Source organism: Devosia sp. (genome assembly GCF_017307565.1).
Classification (GTDB): domain Bacteria; phylum Pseudomonadota; class Alphaproteobacteria; order Rhizobiales; family Devosiaceae; genus Devosia.
Genome location: NZ_JAFKHD010000363.1, coordinates 1 through 16,180, shown reverse-complemented (window position 1 = coordinate 16,180; position 16,180 = coordinate 1). Strand labels below are relative to the sequence as shown.

Below are 16,180 nucleotides of genomic sequence, written 5' to 3'. Positions count from 1 at the left end.
AGTCCTGGGGCGAACCGATGGCGCGCGCCGCCAAGGCCATGGCGCGGCTGGCCCGCGACTTTGCCCATGTGCAGTTCCTGCTGCCCGCCCATCTCAATCCGGCGGTGCGCGAAATCCTGCTGCCGGAATTGCAGCACCTGCCCAATGTGCTGATCACCGAGCCGCTCGGCTACAGCGACTTCGTGGGGGCCATGCAGGCCTCGACCATCGTTCTTACCGATAGCGGGGGGGTGCAGGAGGAGGCGCCGAGCCTTGGCAAGCCGGTGCTCGTCATGCGCGAAACCACCGAGCGCCCCGAGGCGGTGAAATCAGGCACCGTCAAGCTCGTGGGCACCGATGAAGACCTGATCGTGCGGGAAGTGACAAAGCTGCTGACGGATCGGGCGGCCTATGACGCCATGGCTATGGCCGTGAACCCCTACGGGGATGGCCAGGCGTCGGATCGTTGCGTCCAGTCCATCGAGCATTTCTTCGGGCATTCGAGCCGGCCGGTGGATTTTGCGCCCGGCTCGAGCCGTGTTCAGGCCCAGGCGCCGCGGGTGTCGTAAACCACCTTGCCGTTCTGGCGGGTGTGGCGCAGGGCCTTGAAGGCTTCATGCTCGACCAGCAACACGATGATGTCAGCGACATCCACAGCCTCGCCGGCATTGACGAGGCGAAGGTTGGCGTTGCTGCGCAGCGTATCGGGCAGTTCGTCGACATAGGGGTCGGCGACCATCACTTCGACATCAGGCAGACCCTTGGCGATCAGGCTCACCACCTCGATCGCCGGGCTTTCGCGCACATCGTCCACATTGGCCTTGAAGGTCAGCCCCAGGCACGCGATCGAGGGAGAAACGAAGCGCCCGGCCTTGGCGATGACCTGTTCGGCGACGTGGTGGGGCTTGTTATCGTTCACTTCGCGAGCGGTGCGGATGAGCTTGGCGAGATCAGGTGCCGCCGCGACGATGAACCAGGGATCCACCGGAATGCAGTGGCCGCCGACGCCGGGGCCGGGCGAGAGCACATTGACGCGCGGATGCTGGTTAGCGAGGCGAATGACCTCCCACACATCGAGCCGAAGGGACTCGGTGATCAGCGAAAGCTCATTGGCAAAGGCGATATTGACGTCGCGATAGGCGTTTTCGACGAGCTTGGCCATTTCGGCGCTGGCGGCATCGGTCAGCAGGATTTCGCCCTGCGAGAAGACGCGATAGATGCTGGCGGCCTTGATCGCGCAGGCGGTGGTGAGCCCCCCGACGACGCGGTTGTTGGTGATCATTTCGATCATGATGCGGCCCGGCAGCACCCGCTCGGGGCAGTGGGCGACATAGATGTCGGCGCTGGCGCCCACGACATGGGGCATCTTGAGATCGGGCCGGATGGCGCCGATCCAGCGGCTGACCTTGTCGGTGGTTCCGGGAGGGCTGGTCGATTCCAGCACCACGATATTGCCCGGCCGCAGCTTGCGCGCCACTTCCTCGGCCGCGGCCTGCACATAGGAGAGGTCGGCCGTGTGGTCGGCGTTGAATGGGGTGGGCACCGCGATGATGAAGGCATCGGCCTCCGGCATTTCGCGGGACATCGACAGGCGCCCCATGGCCACGGCGCCGCTGACGGCCACCGCGAGGTCTGGCTCGATGAAAGGCGTTTCGCCATTCGATATGGCTTCGACAATCCTGGGATTGACGTCGACGCCGGCTACCTGCACGCCGCGTGTGGCCAGCACCGTCGCTGTCGGCAGGCCGATATAACCCATGCCGACCACGGCCAGCTTGCCGCTGAAGACTTCGTTCAACATCGTTGGATTCCTGTAGTTCAGAGCGTGGAGGAAGAGGTGGGCTTGAAGGCCGGCGAGGGGTGCACTGCCTCGGTCACCGTCAGGGCGATGAAGGCGCTATTGGTGACCAGGTAGCGCTTCCACATGCGGCCGGGCTCCTGCAGCAGCCGATAGGCCCATTCGAGCCCGAGGCGTTGCCAGGTGCGCGGGGCACGTTTGGTGATGCCGGCTAAAACGTCGAAGGAACCGCCGACCCCGTGAAGGATCGGAACGCCGAGTTCGTGCCGGAAGCGATTGAGGAAGATTTCCTTCTTGGGCGAAGCCATACCCAGGAACAGCATGTCGGCCTTGGCGGTCTTGATATCGCGCGCGATATCCTCCGCCTCGGCCGCATCGAAATAGCCATGGTGGCTGCCGGCGAGGCGCAGGCCCGGCCAGCGCTGGGCGATCTTGCGCTCCAGCGCGGCCAGCACGTCGGGGCGGGCGCCCAGAAGATAGACCGAGCGATTGTCCCGATGGGCCAGCGCGAGCAGTTCCTCAAAGAGGTCTATCCCGGCCACACGCTCGGGCAGGGGGCGGCCGAGCAGGCGGCTGGCCCAGACCACGGCCTGGCCATCGGCCAGCAGCATGTTGCAATCGAGCAGGGCATCGCGGAGCATCGGGTCATGCCGCAGCGTGACAATCTTGGCGGCGTTCAGCACGCCGACCAGCACCGGCTCACGGGTTTCCAGCGCCTCGCGGCAACGATCGACCGCTTCGTCCATGCGCAGGCCATCGACGTTGAGCCCGAATAGCAGCCTGGGCTCAGGCGGCAGGTCTTGCGCCTTCGTCGACCGAGAAAGACCGTCCCACACAAGTGCCATCAAAGCCTCCAGGGTCCACGAGGGAGGCTGCGAGGCTAGGAGGCGGGCATTGGGGCAACAATCAATCGAACAGGATGGGGTCCTGAACACTAGTGATGTAATTGTCGTCGCGCCTGGCGGGCCGATGATTATCTTTATGTAGGGACTAAGCAGATCGGCTTCGGTTTAGCCTTAACTTGCTAGTTCACACCTTTTCCCCGTCGGCGTTTTCTACCGGGCAATGCTCCCGGGGGGATACTGTGACGCTCCATCAATTTCCACTGCCGGCAGCGCCGAGTGATCGGACCCGGTCCCTTGCGGTCGTCATCGTCACCTATAATAGCGGCGACGCGATCGGCGGTTTGCTCGATACCCTGGCCGATGGCCTCGAAGGCGTCGGAAACGTCGATGTCGTGATTGCCGACAATGCCTCAGCCGACAGGAGCGTCGCCATCGCCAAGGCGCATCCGGCGCGACCCCGCGTTGTGCAAACCGGCTGGAACGGTGGCTATGCCGCCGGGATCAATGCCGCGCTCGCCACGGTGTCTCGCTATGCCGACGTGCTGATCCTCAATCCAGACATTCGTCTCTCGCGCGGTTCGGTGGCGCGGCTCGTCGCCCGGTTGCGCCATGCCCATATCGGGGTCGTGGTGCCGCGCATTCTCCATGAAGACGGCACGCTGGTGCATTCGCTGCGCCGCGAACCATCGCTGCGGACCGCCTGGGCCGATGCCGTGCTCGGCGCCAAGCTTGGCGCGCGCCTTGATCGTGGCGAATGCATCTGCGATCCCCAGTTCTATGAAGCACCAGGCTTTTTCGACTGGGCGAGCGGGGCGGCGCTCGCCGTGTCGGCCGAGGCGCGCATCCGCGTCGGAGCTTGGGATGAGAGCTTCTTTCTTTATAGCGAAGAGGTGGACTATCAGCGCCGCGTCCGCGAGGCCGGCTATTTCATCGCCTATGCGCCCGATACCGACATCGTCCATATCGGCGGCGACTATCAGCGCAATGCCAAGCTCTATGCAATCCTGACCGGCAACCGCATCCGCGACTATGGCCGCCACCATGCCAGGTTCGCCACGGCCATGTTCCGTCTTGCGGTGCTGACCGGGGAATTGCTGCGTAGCCTGGGTGGTTCGCGCGTGCACTGGGCCGGCGTCAAGGCCGCCCTGAGCCGACCGCCCGAGCACAGCATGCGGCGGCCGTCACTCGGCAAGGTGGTTGGCGCATGACCCCAACCGTCTCGGTGATCCTGCCCTGCTACAACAGGCAGGATACGATCAGAGCCTCGATCAACAGCGTTTTGACGCAGTCGTTCGCCGACTTCGAGCTGATCGTCGTGGACGATGGTTCCAAGCAGGACATCAAGTCCGTGCTTGATACGATCACTGATCCGCGGCTGCGCTACATTCGCCGGGCCCGCAATGGCGGCGCCGCCGCTGCCCGCAATACGGGCGTCGCCGCGGCAAAGGGCCAGTTCATCGCCTTTCAGGACAGCGACGATCTGTGGTTGCCGGGTAAGCTCGAACGGCAACTGGCGCTCTTTGCGCAATTGCCTGCCGATATCGGCGTCGTCACCAGCCATCGCATCATCTATGGCCGCGATGCTCAGTTCCGCGTCGGCTCCGAGCGGGTCTGCGTCGCGCCATCGCTGGCGACCTGGCCGCGTGGTCAGGATCAGGTGGGTGCCATGCTCCTCGCCAATCGCCTGAGCCTGCCCTGTTCGCTGTTCCGGCGCGACGTGCTGCCCGGTCCCGATTGGTTCGATACCTGCGCCCGGGCCAATGAGGACTGGGAATTTGCCGTGCGGATCAGCCAGTTCACCCGCATTCACGAGGACGACCGCCCGGTTATGCTGAGCTACATCTCGGCCGACAGCATTTCGGGCAATCGCCGCAAGCAGAGCATGGGCACGGTCCGCATCCTGCGCAAAAACCGGGCGCTGCTGGAGAACTATCCCCGGCAGCACGCCGCCATCATGCTCGACATTTCCCGAACACTGGCCGCGACCGGCAAGCCGCGTCAGGCCCGCAAGTTCCTCCTCCAGAGCCTTTCCATTCATCCCTCGGCAAGCCTGCTTTTGGCCGAAAGCCTACTGCGGCGAGCCGGCCGCATTATCAAGAATGGCGTGGACCTGAAACCCCAGGCCAAGGCGCTGGTGGGGCGAATGGCGCTTTACGCCCATCGCAACCCCAAGCTCGTGCCACCTGCGATGCGCCGGCTGGGCCGCGCCATGCTCGGAAAATCCTTGCCCGAGGAGGTCGCCGTGGAGGGCTGGACCAAGCCACTCGTCGGCTCTGCCCCTCTCACCACTGCTCCGCAGGCCGTCGCCGCGACGCCGCGCCCGGCCCCGATGCCGCAGGCCGCCAATGACCGGGCGCCGCTGCGCTGCCTCATCGTCACCGGTGTGCTCGATGTCGGCGGCACCGACGAGGTTGCCGCGTTCCTCGCGCGTCGCCTCCCCGAACAGGGTTTTGAGACGCGCGTGGCCCATACCGGCAGCTCAGTCGGCGGGGGTGCCGGCGGGCGCTTGCCGTCGCTCCTCCGGCAGCAGGGGATTTCGGTTCACGACGTCGACCCCGATGGCGCCGCGGCCCTCGTTTCAAGCTGGCGGCCGCATGTCATCAGCGCTCATTGCCCGCCACTCTGGTGGCTCGATATCGCCGACAAGGCTCGCGTACCCTTCGTCGAAACGCTGCATGGCATGCACGATCTCTTCGATACCGACTGGAGCGAGGAGGCGCGCCGGGCCCGCCGCAAGAGCAAGCTGATCGCGGTCAGCGAGCTGGTGCGCCAGCAATATCTGCGCTGTAATCGCGGCTTCGATCCCGCCCGCATCGTCACCGTGCCCAATAGCGTCGACCCCGACCGGGTTGCCCCTGTCGATCGGCAAGCAGCGCGAGCCTGGCTGGGCCTTAAGGATGAATTCCTCTTCGTGTCCTTCGCCCGCCATGCTCTGCAAAAGAACGGCTATGCGCTGATCGAGAGTTTTGCCGATGTCGCCGCCGCGCATCCCGATGCCCACCTGCTGATCGCCGGGCGCCCGGACAACCGGCTGCACATGAACCAGCTCCTGCAGCTGCGCGCGCGCCTCGATTGCCGCGACCGCATTCACCTGCGCGATCACGCGCCGTGGTCCGGGGCGCTGCTCGCCGCAGCCGATGCCTTTGTGATGAATTCCTATTTCGAAGGCTGGTCGCTCGCGACCATGGAGGCGCTGGCCGCCGGCCTGCCGGTCATCTCCAGCGACGTCGGCGGCGCCCGCGAGCAGATCGGCGACGATGGCAGCCGCGGCGTCGTGGTGCCCAATCCGCTGGGCGATCCGCTCGCCGTCAATTGGCAGACGCTGGGCGAGACGCTCTATAGCCCGCAGGTCAATCGCGCCGCGCTCGTCGCCGCCATGAATGAAGTTGTTGCGGCACGGCAGGCGTGGAGCGCCCGACGCGAAAGCCTGCGCGCGGAATCGCTCGCCCGGTTCCGTCCGGAACACGCCCTTGGCGGCCACGCGCAGGCCCTGCGGGCCAGCGCAACGTCCCAACCGGAACTGACGGAGGCATCATGACCATTGCCAGCACGGGGCAGCGCGGCCTGCCCTCGGTCTTCGTGGTGGTGCCTTGCTACAATTATGGACGCTTTCTCGAAGCCTGTGTGCGCAGCGTGCTGTCGCAGGAGGGTGTAGAGCCGCGCGTTCTCGTCATCGACGATGCCTCCAAGGACAATACGGCCGATATCGGCGAGCGGCTGGCGCGCGAGGATCACCGCGTGCAGTTCATCCGCCACGTCAAAAATGCCGGCCATATTGCGACCTTCAACCAGGGCATCGACCAGGCCACGGGCGACTATTTCCTGCTTCTCTCGGCCGATGATTACCTGCTGCCCGGCGCGCTTGGCCGCGCTGCTGCCGTCATGGAAAAACACCCCGAAGTGGGCTTTACCTTCGGGCCCGCCCGGGTCGAAGGGCAGGCGGCCGCCGGCGCATTGGCGCCGCCCGCCGAGGGTTACCTCGGGGCCGCGCGCGTTCTGTCCGGGCTCGAATTCGTCCGCCTGTCGGGCCCGCGCAACATCGTCCTGACGCCGACCGTGGTGATCCGCCGGGCGCTGCAACAAAAGGTCGGCGGCTATCTCGGCACCTTGCCCCACAGCGGCGACATGGAAATGTGGCTCCGCCTCGCGGGCGAGGGATCGGTTGGCTATATCGACGTCGACCAGGCGGTCTACCGGCGCCACGAAAACAATATGTCGATCGCTTACGACGGCATGGCCGACCTCCTGGCCCGGGAAAAGGCGTTCCGGGCGTTCTTTGTGGAGGCGGCGCCCAAGCTCGATCCATCGAGGCGCATCGAGCAGGAATGCCTCCATGGCCTTGCCGCAGAAGCTTTCCGCCACGCCAGCATGGCGCTCAATCGCCGCGATCCGGTCGCGGCCGCTCAGTTCAAGCGCTATGGCCTGTCGCTATCGCCGACGGCGCGCTTCTCGCTCAACTGGCTCAAGCTCGGGATCAAGCAGGCGCTGTGGGCGCCGATGCTGCGCCGCTCCGGCGCGTAGGCGGGCCGGCTTTGGCTGCGCTTCGGGCACGTCGCGCAGCCACATGCCGGCGCCTACCATCAGCAGGAAAAACACGTAGGTGCCGTTCCAGAAATGCACCATCCAGCCCGTCAGGAAAAACGACGCCATGGCCATGAGATAGGCCGCGCGGTAGTCGTAATGCACCGGCGTAAGGTGGCGCGTCGCGCCCACCGTCGCGCAAGCGGCAAGGAAGAAAGCAACCATCAGCAGCCCACCCGGCAGGCCATAGGTAATGGCATTGTAGAGCCAGAACATGTCGATGCTGGGCGCCATCCACGACGGATGGTCCCACCGCCCCATGCCGACGCCGAACCAGGGGTGATTGGCAACCGACTGCGAGCCATAGGTCCAGATGACGATGCGGAAGAAGGCCGAGTCCGGATCGAAGGCGAAGGACAGGAGAATATTGGGCAGGGGGCGCTTGGCGAAGAGTTCCACGGCCACCACGAAGAGCCCGATCAGCGACAGCAACAGCGCCCAGCGGGCGCGCAGCCAGCCCAGGGCCCGATTCCACGTCATCAGCGCCAGTTGCATCACCAGCCCGCTGAGCGGACCCGATGACAACGACAAGGCCGCGGTGACAAACACGACCCCGCTCGCCATCCAGCGCCGGGTGAAGGAGAGCCGGCGGCCGACCACCATATTGGTCAGGGCAAAGACGCTGCCGAGACAGACACCCATCAGGATCGGGTGCTCGAAAAACAGCTGCACGCGACGCAGGCCCCAGCGCGGATCCTTGTCGGTCACGCCGATAGAGGAGCCGATATGCGAGGCGATCTCCAGATAGAGGTTGTGGCCCGACGTGGCCTCGTAGATCGCAAAGGGCAGCAGGGCGGCCACGATCCAGGTTAGCACCTTGGCGAAGGCATAGAAGTCGTCGGCATTGCGAATGCAGCAGCGCGCCAGAAAATAGGGCGTGAGGGTTTCGAGCACCTGGATGCCGCCCGTCTGGATGCCTTCAAGGCCGTGGATGACGACGAGGCTGATCACCGTCCAGATGGCGAACAGGACAAGCAGGATATCGGGCAGCCGGACGCGGCCGGCGCGCCCCTGCAACAGCCAGGTTACGCAGGGGATGAACAGTACCAGGAGTGCAAGCCGGTATGGCGTCAACCGCACCGGCCCTACAAACACCGCGAGCGGTATGAGCCAGGTCACCAGCAACAGCATCACCGCCCAGTGGAGGCGTGGCGCCGTTGGCTTTTGAGGGGTGAGTGCCATTCGCTGCACGCGCCCGCGTGGCGGCGGGCGGAGTACAGGCGGGGCAGGGGCGTCGCGACTGATGGCGGGAGCCGACATGGAACGGGTCTCGAAATGTCAGGCAGAGCCTAGTCGGTCCGAAAGAATGGGTCCGCCTGCTAGAAGGAGCTAGATTGAGGCCTTGGGCTAGTCCGCCGCACACGCCAGGCCGCCACTAATTCGATCGTGCTAAACAGTTCTGGCGATTACTGCTTTTCGGGCCTCGAAGTTCAGCTCGATCGAGTGCTCTCTTGTGCGCTTCGATACCCGGATTTCAGCAGGTCTCGGCTGCTTGCTCGGCCCGCATGCAACATTGGCTTACGCTCTGCAAAAACACGGGCCCTCATGGGTTAAGCCTCAATCCGTCCTAGTCCGTCTGCAATCTTTCGATTGATTTCGACTAGCCAGCCTCTGTGCAATCCTGACCTGAATCTGGAAGGGGGACGGCGTCATGAAATCGTATCGCAACACCGCACGCAGGCCTGACGCGCAGGTTCTGTCCGTCGCCGCCCCCGCCCGTGCGCCCAAGCACCGCAGTGCCACCAGGTCCGCCACCAATTTCAGTTTTCGCAGCGGCAAGACCACCGCCTGGCTCGCCCCGTCGCCTTCCGTTGCCGACCAGCTGATCGCGGCTAGCGCCGCCTGGACCGCGCGCTATGACGATCCCCAGCTCTATAGCGCCAACCGGCTGGCCAAGGTCGCTGCCTCGTTCAATGGCTTCGACCTGTCCTCGATGGCACAGTCTCTGTTGGTACCTTCGCCGTCCGGGCATGGCATTTCTGTGCCGCTTTCGCCGAGCGTTCCCACCTCGCCTGCTGGTCCGCTGCACGGTGTGCCAACCCAGATCTTGACCAACCCGTCCGCCCCTGCAGTTGCGCCCGACAAGGTCACCGAGCCGACGCACGAGACCACCACCGTCCTGCCGATTCCGGCTGCGGACCAGGGCACAAGCACCGTTTCCATTGTCGGGTCCAATGCCACGGCCGATTGGCGGGCCAGCTGGGCTGCGGCCGCGGCGACCACGCCCTGCGGCTCCTGCACCGGACGGGCCTGCACCATGTGTTCGGTGCGCACCGGCGGCCCCACAATGGCCAATGGCCGGCCGACCGGCTACGCCCAGCGCACTCTGCTGCTTTTCCAGCCCGAGGACAGCATTGGCGCCGCCGAAAAGCTCTCGGTGGCGCCCCAGAGTTTTGCCGTGCAATCGGAATTTGCGGCGCCGCAGTCGCTGACCGTGACCAATGCGATCGTGCTGGAAAACCTCAAGCAGGGCACGCCCGAAAGCGAGTGGATGATCGGGCTCAGCGATCCCACCATCGAAGGCTTTGCCGCGCAGTTCACGATCAACCACGGCAATACCGTCGACTTCAAGATCAACACCGACTCGCTCAACTACCGGATCGATATCTACCGGCTGGGCTATTATGGCGGCGATGGTGCCCGTAAGGTCGCCACAATCAACAAGAACCTGACCACGGCGCAGACCCAGCCGACCCCGCTGTTCGACCCGACCCGCCGGCTGGTTGACGCCGGCAATTGGTCCGTCACGGCCTCATGGGCCATTCCGCAGGATGCGGTTTCGGGCGTCTACTTCGCGCGCCTGACCCGGTTCGACGGCTCGGGCGGCGCCAGCGTCATTCCCTTCATCGTGCGCGATGACGAAGCGCCCAGCGACATAACCTTCCAGACCTCGGACACCACCTGGCAGGCCTATAACTGGTGGGGCGGCTACAATTTTTATGGCGGTGTGGATGTGGGCGGGCATGCCGGCCGCGCCAGTGCAGTGAGCTACAACCGGCCGATCACCACCCGTGATGGCGGTTTTGCCGCCGGGCCGCAGGATTTCGTCTTCGGCGTCGAATATCCGGCCATCCGCTTCCTCGAACAGAACGGCTATGACGTCAACTACATCTCGGGGATCGACACGGCCAGCAGCGCCGCCCAGCTCCTCAACAGCAAGATCTTCCTCTCCGTCGGACACGACGAATACTGGTCGGCCGAACAGCGGGCCAATGTCGAGGCCGCGCGCGATGCCGGCGTCAATCTCTCGTTCTGGAGCGGCAACGAGGTCTATTGGCAGACCCGCTGGGAAACCAGCATCGACGGCAGCGGTACGCCCTACAAGACCCTCGTCTCCTACAAGGAGCGCTGGGACAACGCCAATACCGACACTGCCGGCACCACCTCTACCTGGCGCGATCCGGTCTTCGGCTCGGGCATGCCGGAAAACGCGCTGACGGGCACGATCTTTACCGTCGACTCCTACCGGCTCGACGCCATCAATGTGCCCTACGACATGTCCGGCCTGCGCTTCTGGACCAATACCGCGGTCGCCGACCTGCAGCCGGGGCAGGTCTATACGCTGACCAAGAACCTTTTGGGGTACGAGTGGGATTCCGATCTCGATAACGGTTTCCGCCCGGCCGGCCTTGTGCCGCTGTCCTCAACCACCGTCGATGTCGCCACCAAGCTGCTCGACTATGGCAATGCGGTTGGCCCGGGCACGGCCTCGCACAGCCTGACGCTCTATCGCGCCCCCAGCGGCGCTCTCGTTTTCGGCGCCGGCACGGTCTATTGGGCCTGGGGCCTAGACAGTCACCACGACAACGAAGCCACCCCGGTCGACCGCAATGTGCAGCAGTCGATGATCAACCTCTTTGCCGAAATGGGTGTGCAGCCGGCAACGCTGATGCAGAGCCTGGCGGTGGCCTCGCAGAGCACCGACCGCACGGCGCCCACGACCACCATCACCTCGCCAACCACGACCGGCAGCCTCTCGGCCGCCCATACCTACACCATCACCGGCACGGCGGTGGATGCCGGGGGCGGGCGCATCGCGGTCGTGGAAGTCTCGGTCGATGGCGGCACCAGCTGGCGCCGGGCGACCGGCTACGACAACTGGACCTATAGCTGGACCCCGCTTGTCGGGGGCACCTACACCATCCTCTCGCGCGCGGTGGATGACAGCATCAATCTCGAAACTCCCAGCGCGGGCGTCACGGTCAACGTCGCCCAGGGCGGCGCGGGGACGATGTTCCTGCAAACCGATACGCCCAGCGTTCCCTTCAGTTCCGACAGCAATCCGGTAACCCTGGGGGTCACCTTCACCTCCACCCAGTCGGGCAGCATTGTGGGCCTGCGCTACTACAAGGGCGTGGGCAATGCCGGGGACCATATCGGCTCGCTCTGGACCTCCACCGGAACGCTCCTTGCCAGCGCCACCTTCAAGAACGAGTCCGTCAGTGGCTGGCAGACGGTGCTGTTCGACAATCCCATTTCGATCACGGCCGGCACGACCTATGTCGCGAGCTATTTTGGTACCCTCGGCTATGCCGTGACGACCAATTACTTTGCCACGCCGCATACGCGCGGTGCGCTCACGGCGACCAATGGCTCCTTCACCTACGGCAACCAGAACCTCTTCCCCTCGACCCAGTCCAACGGCAGCAATTACTGGGTGGATGTGGTGTTCAGCGGCGCCGAAACGCCCAATGCGCCACCCGTGGGGGCCAATGACAACAATTTCCTCGTCACGAGGAATACCCCGATCACCTTCACCTTCGCCCAGCTGCTGGCCAACGATACCGACCCCAACAATGACGTCCTGAGCATTATCGGTGCCGGCGCCGCATCGGGCGGCACGGTCGTGATGAACGCGCAGCAGCAGACGCTGACCTTCACGCCCAATGCGGGCTATCTCGGCCACGCCACCTTCGGCTATTCCATTTCCGACGGCCGCGGCGGCACGGGCTCGGCCTTCGTCAATATGGAGGTCGTCGCCTCCGTCACGACCAATTCGCTGTTCAACAACAGTGACACACCCAGCAACCTTGCCAGCAGCGACGCCTCGCGGGTCAATCTGGGCGTCCAGTTCGTCGCCTCGGCCTCCGGCACCATTACCGGTATGCGCTACTACAAGAGCGCCAGCGATACCGGCACCCATGTCGGCTCGCTCTGGAGCAGCACGGGCACTCTGCTCGCCAGCGCCACCTTTGCCAATGAAACCGCAAGCGGCTGGCAGACCGTCAGCTTCAACACCCCGGTGCAGATCACGGCTGGCACGACCTATGTCGCGAGCTATCTCAGCAATGGCCGCTATGCGTCGACGCCCAATTATTTCGTTACCGACAAGGTCAACGGCCTCCTGCGGGCGCCGGCAACCGGCAATGGCGTCTTCAGCTATGGCAATGTCAGCGCCATGCCGACGAGCAGCTTCAACAACACCAATTACTGGGTCGACGTGGTGATGAGTTCGGCCTCGACGACCAATCAGTCGCCGGTCGCCGCGAACGATACCGGCTATACGACCCAGCAGAATGTCGCCTTGCAGATCGCGGCCTCGGCGCTGCTGCTCAATGACAGCGATCCCGATGGCGATCCGCTCAGCATCACCGGCGTCAGCGGCGCTCTCAACGGCACGGTGGCCTTCAACGCCCAGACCAATATGGTCACCTTTACCCCCAATACCGGCTATTCCGGCGCCGCCAGCTTCATCTATGCCATCAGCGACGGCCGGGGCGGCACGGCTTCGGCCACTGCCTCGCTGACCGTGACGCCGGCCAGCTCCGGCACGACGCTCTTTGCCGCCAACGCCACCCCGGCCACCGTCAGCGTCAATGACGCCAATTCGGTCGAATTGGGCATGAAGTTCACGGTGGCGTCCAATGGCACGATCACCGGCATGCGCTTCTACAAGAGCGCACAGAATACCGGCACTCATACCGGTACGCTCTGGACCAGCACCGGTACCCAATTGGGCACGGTGACCTTCACCAATGAAAGCGCCAGCGGTTGGCAGTCGGCGACCTTCGCCAATCCGATCGCCGTCACCTCGGGCACGACCTATGTGGTCTCCTACCACGCGCCAAACGGCTACTATTCCGCCACCGGGGGCTATTTCGCCGCCGGGCCCACCACCAATGATGCGCTAACCGCCCCGCAAAGCGTCAATGGCAACGGTAACGGCGTTTTCGCCTATGGCGCGAGCACGCTGTTCCCGACCGGCTCCTACAACGCCACCAATTATTGGGTCGACGTCTACTACCAGGGATCCGCCAATGTCGCGCCGGTCGCCAATGCCGACTCCGGCTTTTCGGTCCAGCGCGATACCCCGCTCAAGATCGCCGCCTCGGCGCTGCTCGCCAACGACACTGACGCCAATGGCGACGCCCTGTCGGTCACCGGCGTCAGCGGGGCCAGCAATGGCGCCGTGGCCTATGACGCGGTCGCCAAGACCGTGACGTTCACGCCCAATGCCGGTTATACGGGCGCTGCGAGCTTCAACTATGCCATCTCCGATGGCAGGGGCGGCACGTCGTCGGCCAATGTCTCGCTGACGGTCACCGCGCCCGTCGCCAGCACCTCGCTCTTTTCGCCCACCTCCACCCCGGCGACGACTACGGTCAACGATCCGAACTCGGTCGAACTGGGCATGCGGTTCACCACCTCGCAGAACGGCACGATCACCGGCATCCGCTTCTACAAGGGGCCTCAGAATACCGGCACCCATACCGGGACCTTGTGGAGCTCAACCGGCGCTCAGCTGGGCACGGTGACGTTCCAGAACGAAACCGCGAGCGGCTGGCAGACGGCGACTTTTGCGACGCCGATCTCCGTCACGGCGGGCGCCAACTACGTCGTCTCCTACCACAGCAACGGCTACTACTCGGCCACGGCCAATGGTTTCGCCTCGCCTGTCACCTCGGGTCCGCTGACCGCACCGTCCAGCGGCTCGAGCGGTGGCAACGGGCTCTATGCCTATGGCGGGGCCAGTGCTTTCCCCACCAACAGCTACAACGCCACCAATTACCACGTCGACGTCATCTTCAACGCCTCGCTCGCCTCCTGAGGCGGCGCCAAAGAGAGTTAGTACCATGCAGGAAGTCTATGCCGACGCCATCGGGGAAATCACGGTCACTGGCACCATCGTGCGCATCGACCTGGTGAGCCTGTCGCCCACCATGCGCGATGACAACGGCCAGCACGTGCCCGAGCACAGGCAGCGGGTGGTCATGTCGCTTGAAGGTTTTGCCAATAGTTTTGACGTCCTGCAGAAAGCGATGAATGGGCTCATCGAGGCCGGCGCGATCCGGCGCAATGAGCCCGAGGATGTCGCTGCCGCCGCTGCCGCGCCCAAGCCGAACGGCAACGGCGCACGTCAAAATGGATCGCCGAACTTCCAATAACCGGCTCCGCCATGCGCGAAACAATCCATACTGGCCCCGACTGCCTCGCCGCCACCCTTCGTCATCATGGGCTGGATACGAGCGCGGATCGTCTTGTTGCCGAATATGCCATTGCCCGTGAGGGCGTTGGCTTCGAACTGATGTTGCGCATGGCGCGCGAGGCGGGCCTGCAGGCCCGTCGCACGCGCATCAAACCCAAGGCGATCGGCCGGCTCGGCACGGCCTATCCCGCCCTGGCGCGCCTGACGAATGGCAATTGGGTCAGCGTGCTGGGCGTCGAGCGCGACGAGCAGGGCGCCAGTATCGTTCGGCTCTATGACCCGCTGGCCGAGGGCTTCAGCACCATTGCGCTGCCGCTCGAACAGTTCGCCAAGCACTGGAAGGGCGAGCTGCTGCTGACCAAGCGCAGCTATCGCATAGCCGATCCCGAGCAGCCGTTCGGCTTCCGCTGGTTCATTCCCGAAATCCTGCAGCAGAAGCGCCTCTTCGCCGACGTTGCCGTCGCGGCATTGTTTCTCTACGCCCTCGGCCTTGCCACCCCGCTGTTCTTCCAGCTGGTGATCGACAAGGTGCTGGTGCACCAGAGTTATGCCACGCTCTATGTGCTGGCGGGCGGCGTCGCCGTGGCGCTGATCTTTGAGGCAGTGTTCGTGTTCCTGCGGCGATACCTGCTGATATACGCCACCAATCGCATCGATATCCGCGTGTCGACGCGGACTTTCAGGCATCTGCTCGACCTGCCGATCACCTTCTTCGAAAAGTCCTCGGCCGGCGTGCTGGTCAAGCACATGCAGCAATCCAGCCGCATCCGCGAATTCCTCACAGGCCGGCTGTTCCTGACGCTTCTCGACGCGCTTTCGCTTCTGGTTTTTGTGCCGGTGCTGCTGTTCTACAGCTGGACCCTGGCGCTGATCGTCCTCGGGTTCAGTGCGCTTATCGGCCTCGTCGTCGCAATGCTGGTCGTGCCGTTCCGCAAGCGGCTCGCGGCGCTCTATGCCGCCGAAGGCGCGCGGCAGGGCATACTGGTCGAGACTGTCCACGGCGTGCGGACGCTGAAATCGCTCGCCATGGAGCCGTTGCAGCGTCGCATCTGGGACGATCGTTCCGCCCAGACCATCAATACCCGCTTCAAGGTCGAGACGATTTCGGTCTCGGCGCAGGCGGTCACGGGCCTTCTCGAAAAGCTGATGAGCGTCGCCATTATCGGCTTCGGCGCCCTGCAGGTCTTCGATGGCGCCATGACCGTTGGCGCGCTGATTGCTTTCAACATGCTCGCCGGCCGCGTATCCGGGCCGCTGGTGCAGATCGTCACCATGGTCCACGAATACCAGGAAGTGGCTCTCTCGTTGCGCATGCTGGGCGAGGTGATGAATGAGAAGGTGGGGCGCTCGGGCCGGACCGAGGGCCTACGCCCAGATCTCGCCGGCGGCATCCAGTTCGAAAACATCAACTTCCGCTACCGGCAGGAAGATGCCTTCGCGCTCAATGACCTCTCTTTTGAAATCCCGGCCGGCAGCGTTTATGGCGTCGTCGGGCGGAGCGGCTCGGGCAAGAGCACGGTCACCCGGCTGATCCAGGGGCTTTATCCTGTG

The 16,180-nt window shown here is 64.4% G+C and carries 10 protein-coding genes; 7 read left to right on the top strand and 3 right to left on the bottom strand.

The annotated features are described in order from the left end of the window. Nucleotides 1–548: UDP-N-acetylglucosamine 2-epimerase (locus J0I64_RS15155; RefSeq protein ID WP_291409716.1), on the top strand; the 548-nt coding region annotated here is incomplete at its 5' end. Here J0I64_RS15155 and wecC read toward each other — a convergent pair. Next, nucleotides 521–1,780 carry a UDP-N-acetyl-D-mannosamine dehydrogenase gene (wecC, locus tag J0I64_RS15150; RefSeq protein WP_291409714.1) on the bottom strand — a complete coding sequence of 420 codons (1,260 nt, stop codon included), beginning with the start codon at nucleotides 1,778–1,780 and terminating at the stop codon, nucleotides 521–523. The two genes, J0I64_RS15155 and wecC, sit on opposite strands and share 28 nt — an antisense overlap. 17 nt (nucleotides 1,781–1,797) lie before the next feature. Further along, the gene (locus tag J0I64_RS15145; protein ID WP_291409712.1) at nucleotides 1,798–2,622 is read right to left on the bottom strand and encodes a WecB/TagA/CpsF family glycosyltransferase; all 825 of its coding nucleotides are present in this window, start codon (nucleotides 2,620–2,622) and stop codon (nucleotides 1,798–1,800) included. A gap of 239 nt (nucleotides 2,623–2,861) precedes the next feature. Between J0I64_RS15145 and J0I64_RS15140 the strand changes: the two genes are divergently transcribed. From J0I64_RS15140 to J0I64_RS15130, 3 genes are read left to right on the top strand one after another with little or no spacing between them, the layout of a single operon-like run. After that, nucleotides 2,862–3,830 carry a glycosyltransferase family 2 protein gene (locus J0I64_RS15140; RefSeq protein ID WP_291409710.1) on the top strand — a complete coding sequence of 323 codons (969 nt, stop codon included), beginning with the start codon at nucleotides 2,862–2,864 and terminating at the stop codon, nucleotides 3,828–3,830. After that, entirely contained in the window at nucleotides 3,827–6,160 is a 2,334-nt protein-coding gene (locus tag J0I64_RS15135) for a glycosyltransferase (protein WP_291409708.1), read from the top strand. The genes J0I64_RS15140 and J0I64_RS15135 overlap by 4 nt, the downstream gene beginning before the upstream one ends. Beyond that, nucleotides 6,157–7,143 (top strand): glycosyltransferase, encoded by a 987-nt coding sequence (locus tag J0I64_RS15130; protein ID WP_291409706.1) that lies wholly within the window; start codon nucleotides 6,157–6,159, stop codon nucleotides 7,141–7,143. The genes J0I64_RS15135 and J0I64_RS15130 overlap by 4 nt, the downstream gene beginning before the upstream one ends. Here the strand turns inward: J0I64_RS15130 and J0I64_RS15125 are convergent. After that, nucleotides 7,051–8,385: an O-antigen ligase domain-containing protein gene (locus J0I64_RS15125; RefSeq protein WP_291409704.1), complete on the bottom strand. Its 1,335-nt coding sequence runs from the start codon at nucleotides 8,383–8,385 to the stop codon at nucleotides 7,051–7,053. The genes J0I64_RS15130 and J0I64_RS15125 overlap by 93 nt on opposite strands. A gap of 469 nt (nucleotides 8,386–8,854) precedes the next feature. On the opposite strand from J0I64_RS15125, the gene J0I64_RS15120 reads away from it, so the two are divergent. The 3 genes from J0I64_RS15120 to J0I64_RS15110 all read left to right on the top strand — a co-directional run. Continuing rightward, nucleotides 8,855–14,251, top strand: a complete 5,397-nt coding sequence (locus tag J0I64_RS15120) for a DUF4082 domain-containing protein (protein ID WP_291409702.1) — start codon at nucleotides 8,855–8,857, stop codon at nucleotides 14,249–14,251. 25 nt (nucleotides 14,252–14,276) lie between these two features. Further along, nucleotides 14,277–14,588, top strand: coding sequence for a hypothetical protein (locus J0I64_RS15115; RefSeq protein ID WP_291409700.1), 312 nt, complete (start codon nucleotides 14,277–14,279; stop codon nucleotides 14,586–14,588). 11 nt (nucleotides 14,589–14,599) lie between these two features. Further along, nucleotides 14,600–16,180: ABC transporter transmembrane domain-containing protein (locus J0I64_RS15110; RefSeq protein WP_291409698.1), on the top strand; the 1,581-nt coding region annotated here is incomplete at its 3' end.

Bases quoted from the DNA above. Each gene is read 5' to 3' on its own strand.
- J0I64_RS15130 (WP_291409706.1), top strand. From the start codon at position 6,157: ATGACCATTGCCAGCACGGGGCAGCGCGGCCTGCCCTCGGTCTTCGTG.
- J0I64_RS15115 (WP_291409700.1), top strand. From the start codon at position 14,277: ATGCAGGAAGTCTATGCCGACGCCATCGGGGAAATCACGGTCACTGGC.
- J0I64_RS15120 (WP_291409702.1), top strand. From the start codon at position 8,855: ATGAAATCGTATCGCAACACCGCACGCAGGCCTGACGCGCAGGTTCTG.
- J0I64_RS15125 (WP_291409704.1), bottom strand. From the start codon at position 8,385: ATGGCACTCACCCCTCAAAAGCCAACGGCGCCACGCCTCCACTGGGCG.
- J0I64_RS15135 (WP_291409708.1), top strand. From the start codon at position 3,827: ATGACCCCAACCGTCTCGGTGATCCTGCCCTGCTACAACAGGCAGGAT.
- J0I64_RS15145 (WP_291409712.1), bottom strand. From the start codon at position 2,622: ATGGCACTTGTGTGGGACGGTCTTTCTCGGTCGACGAAGGCGCAAGAC.
- wecC (WP_291409714.1), bottom strand. From the start codon at position 1,780: ATGTTGAACGAAGTCTTCAGCGGCAAGCTGGCCGTGGTCGGCATGGGT.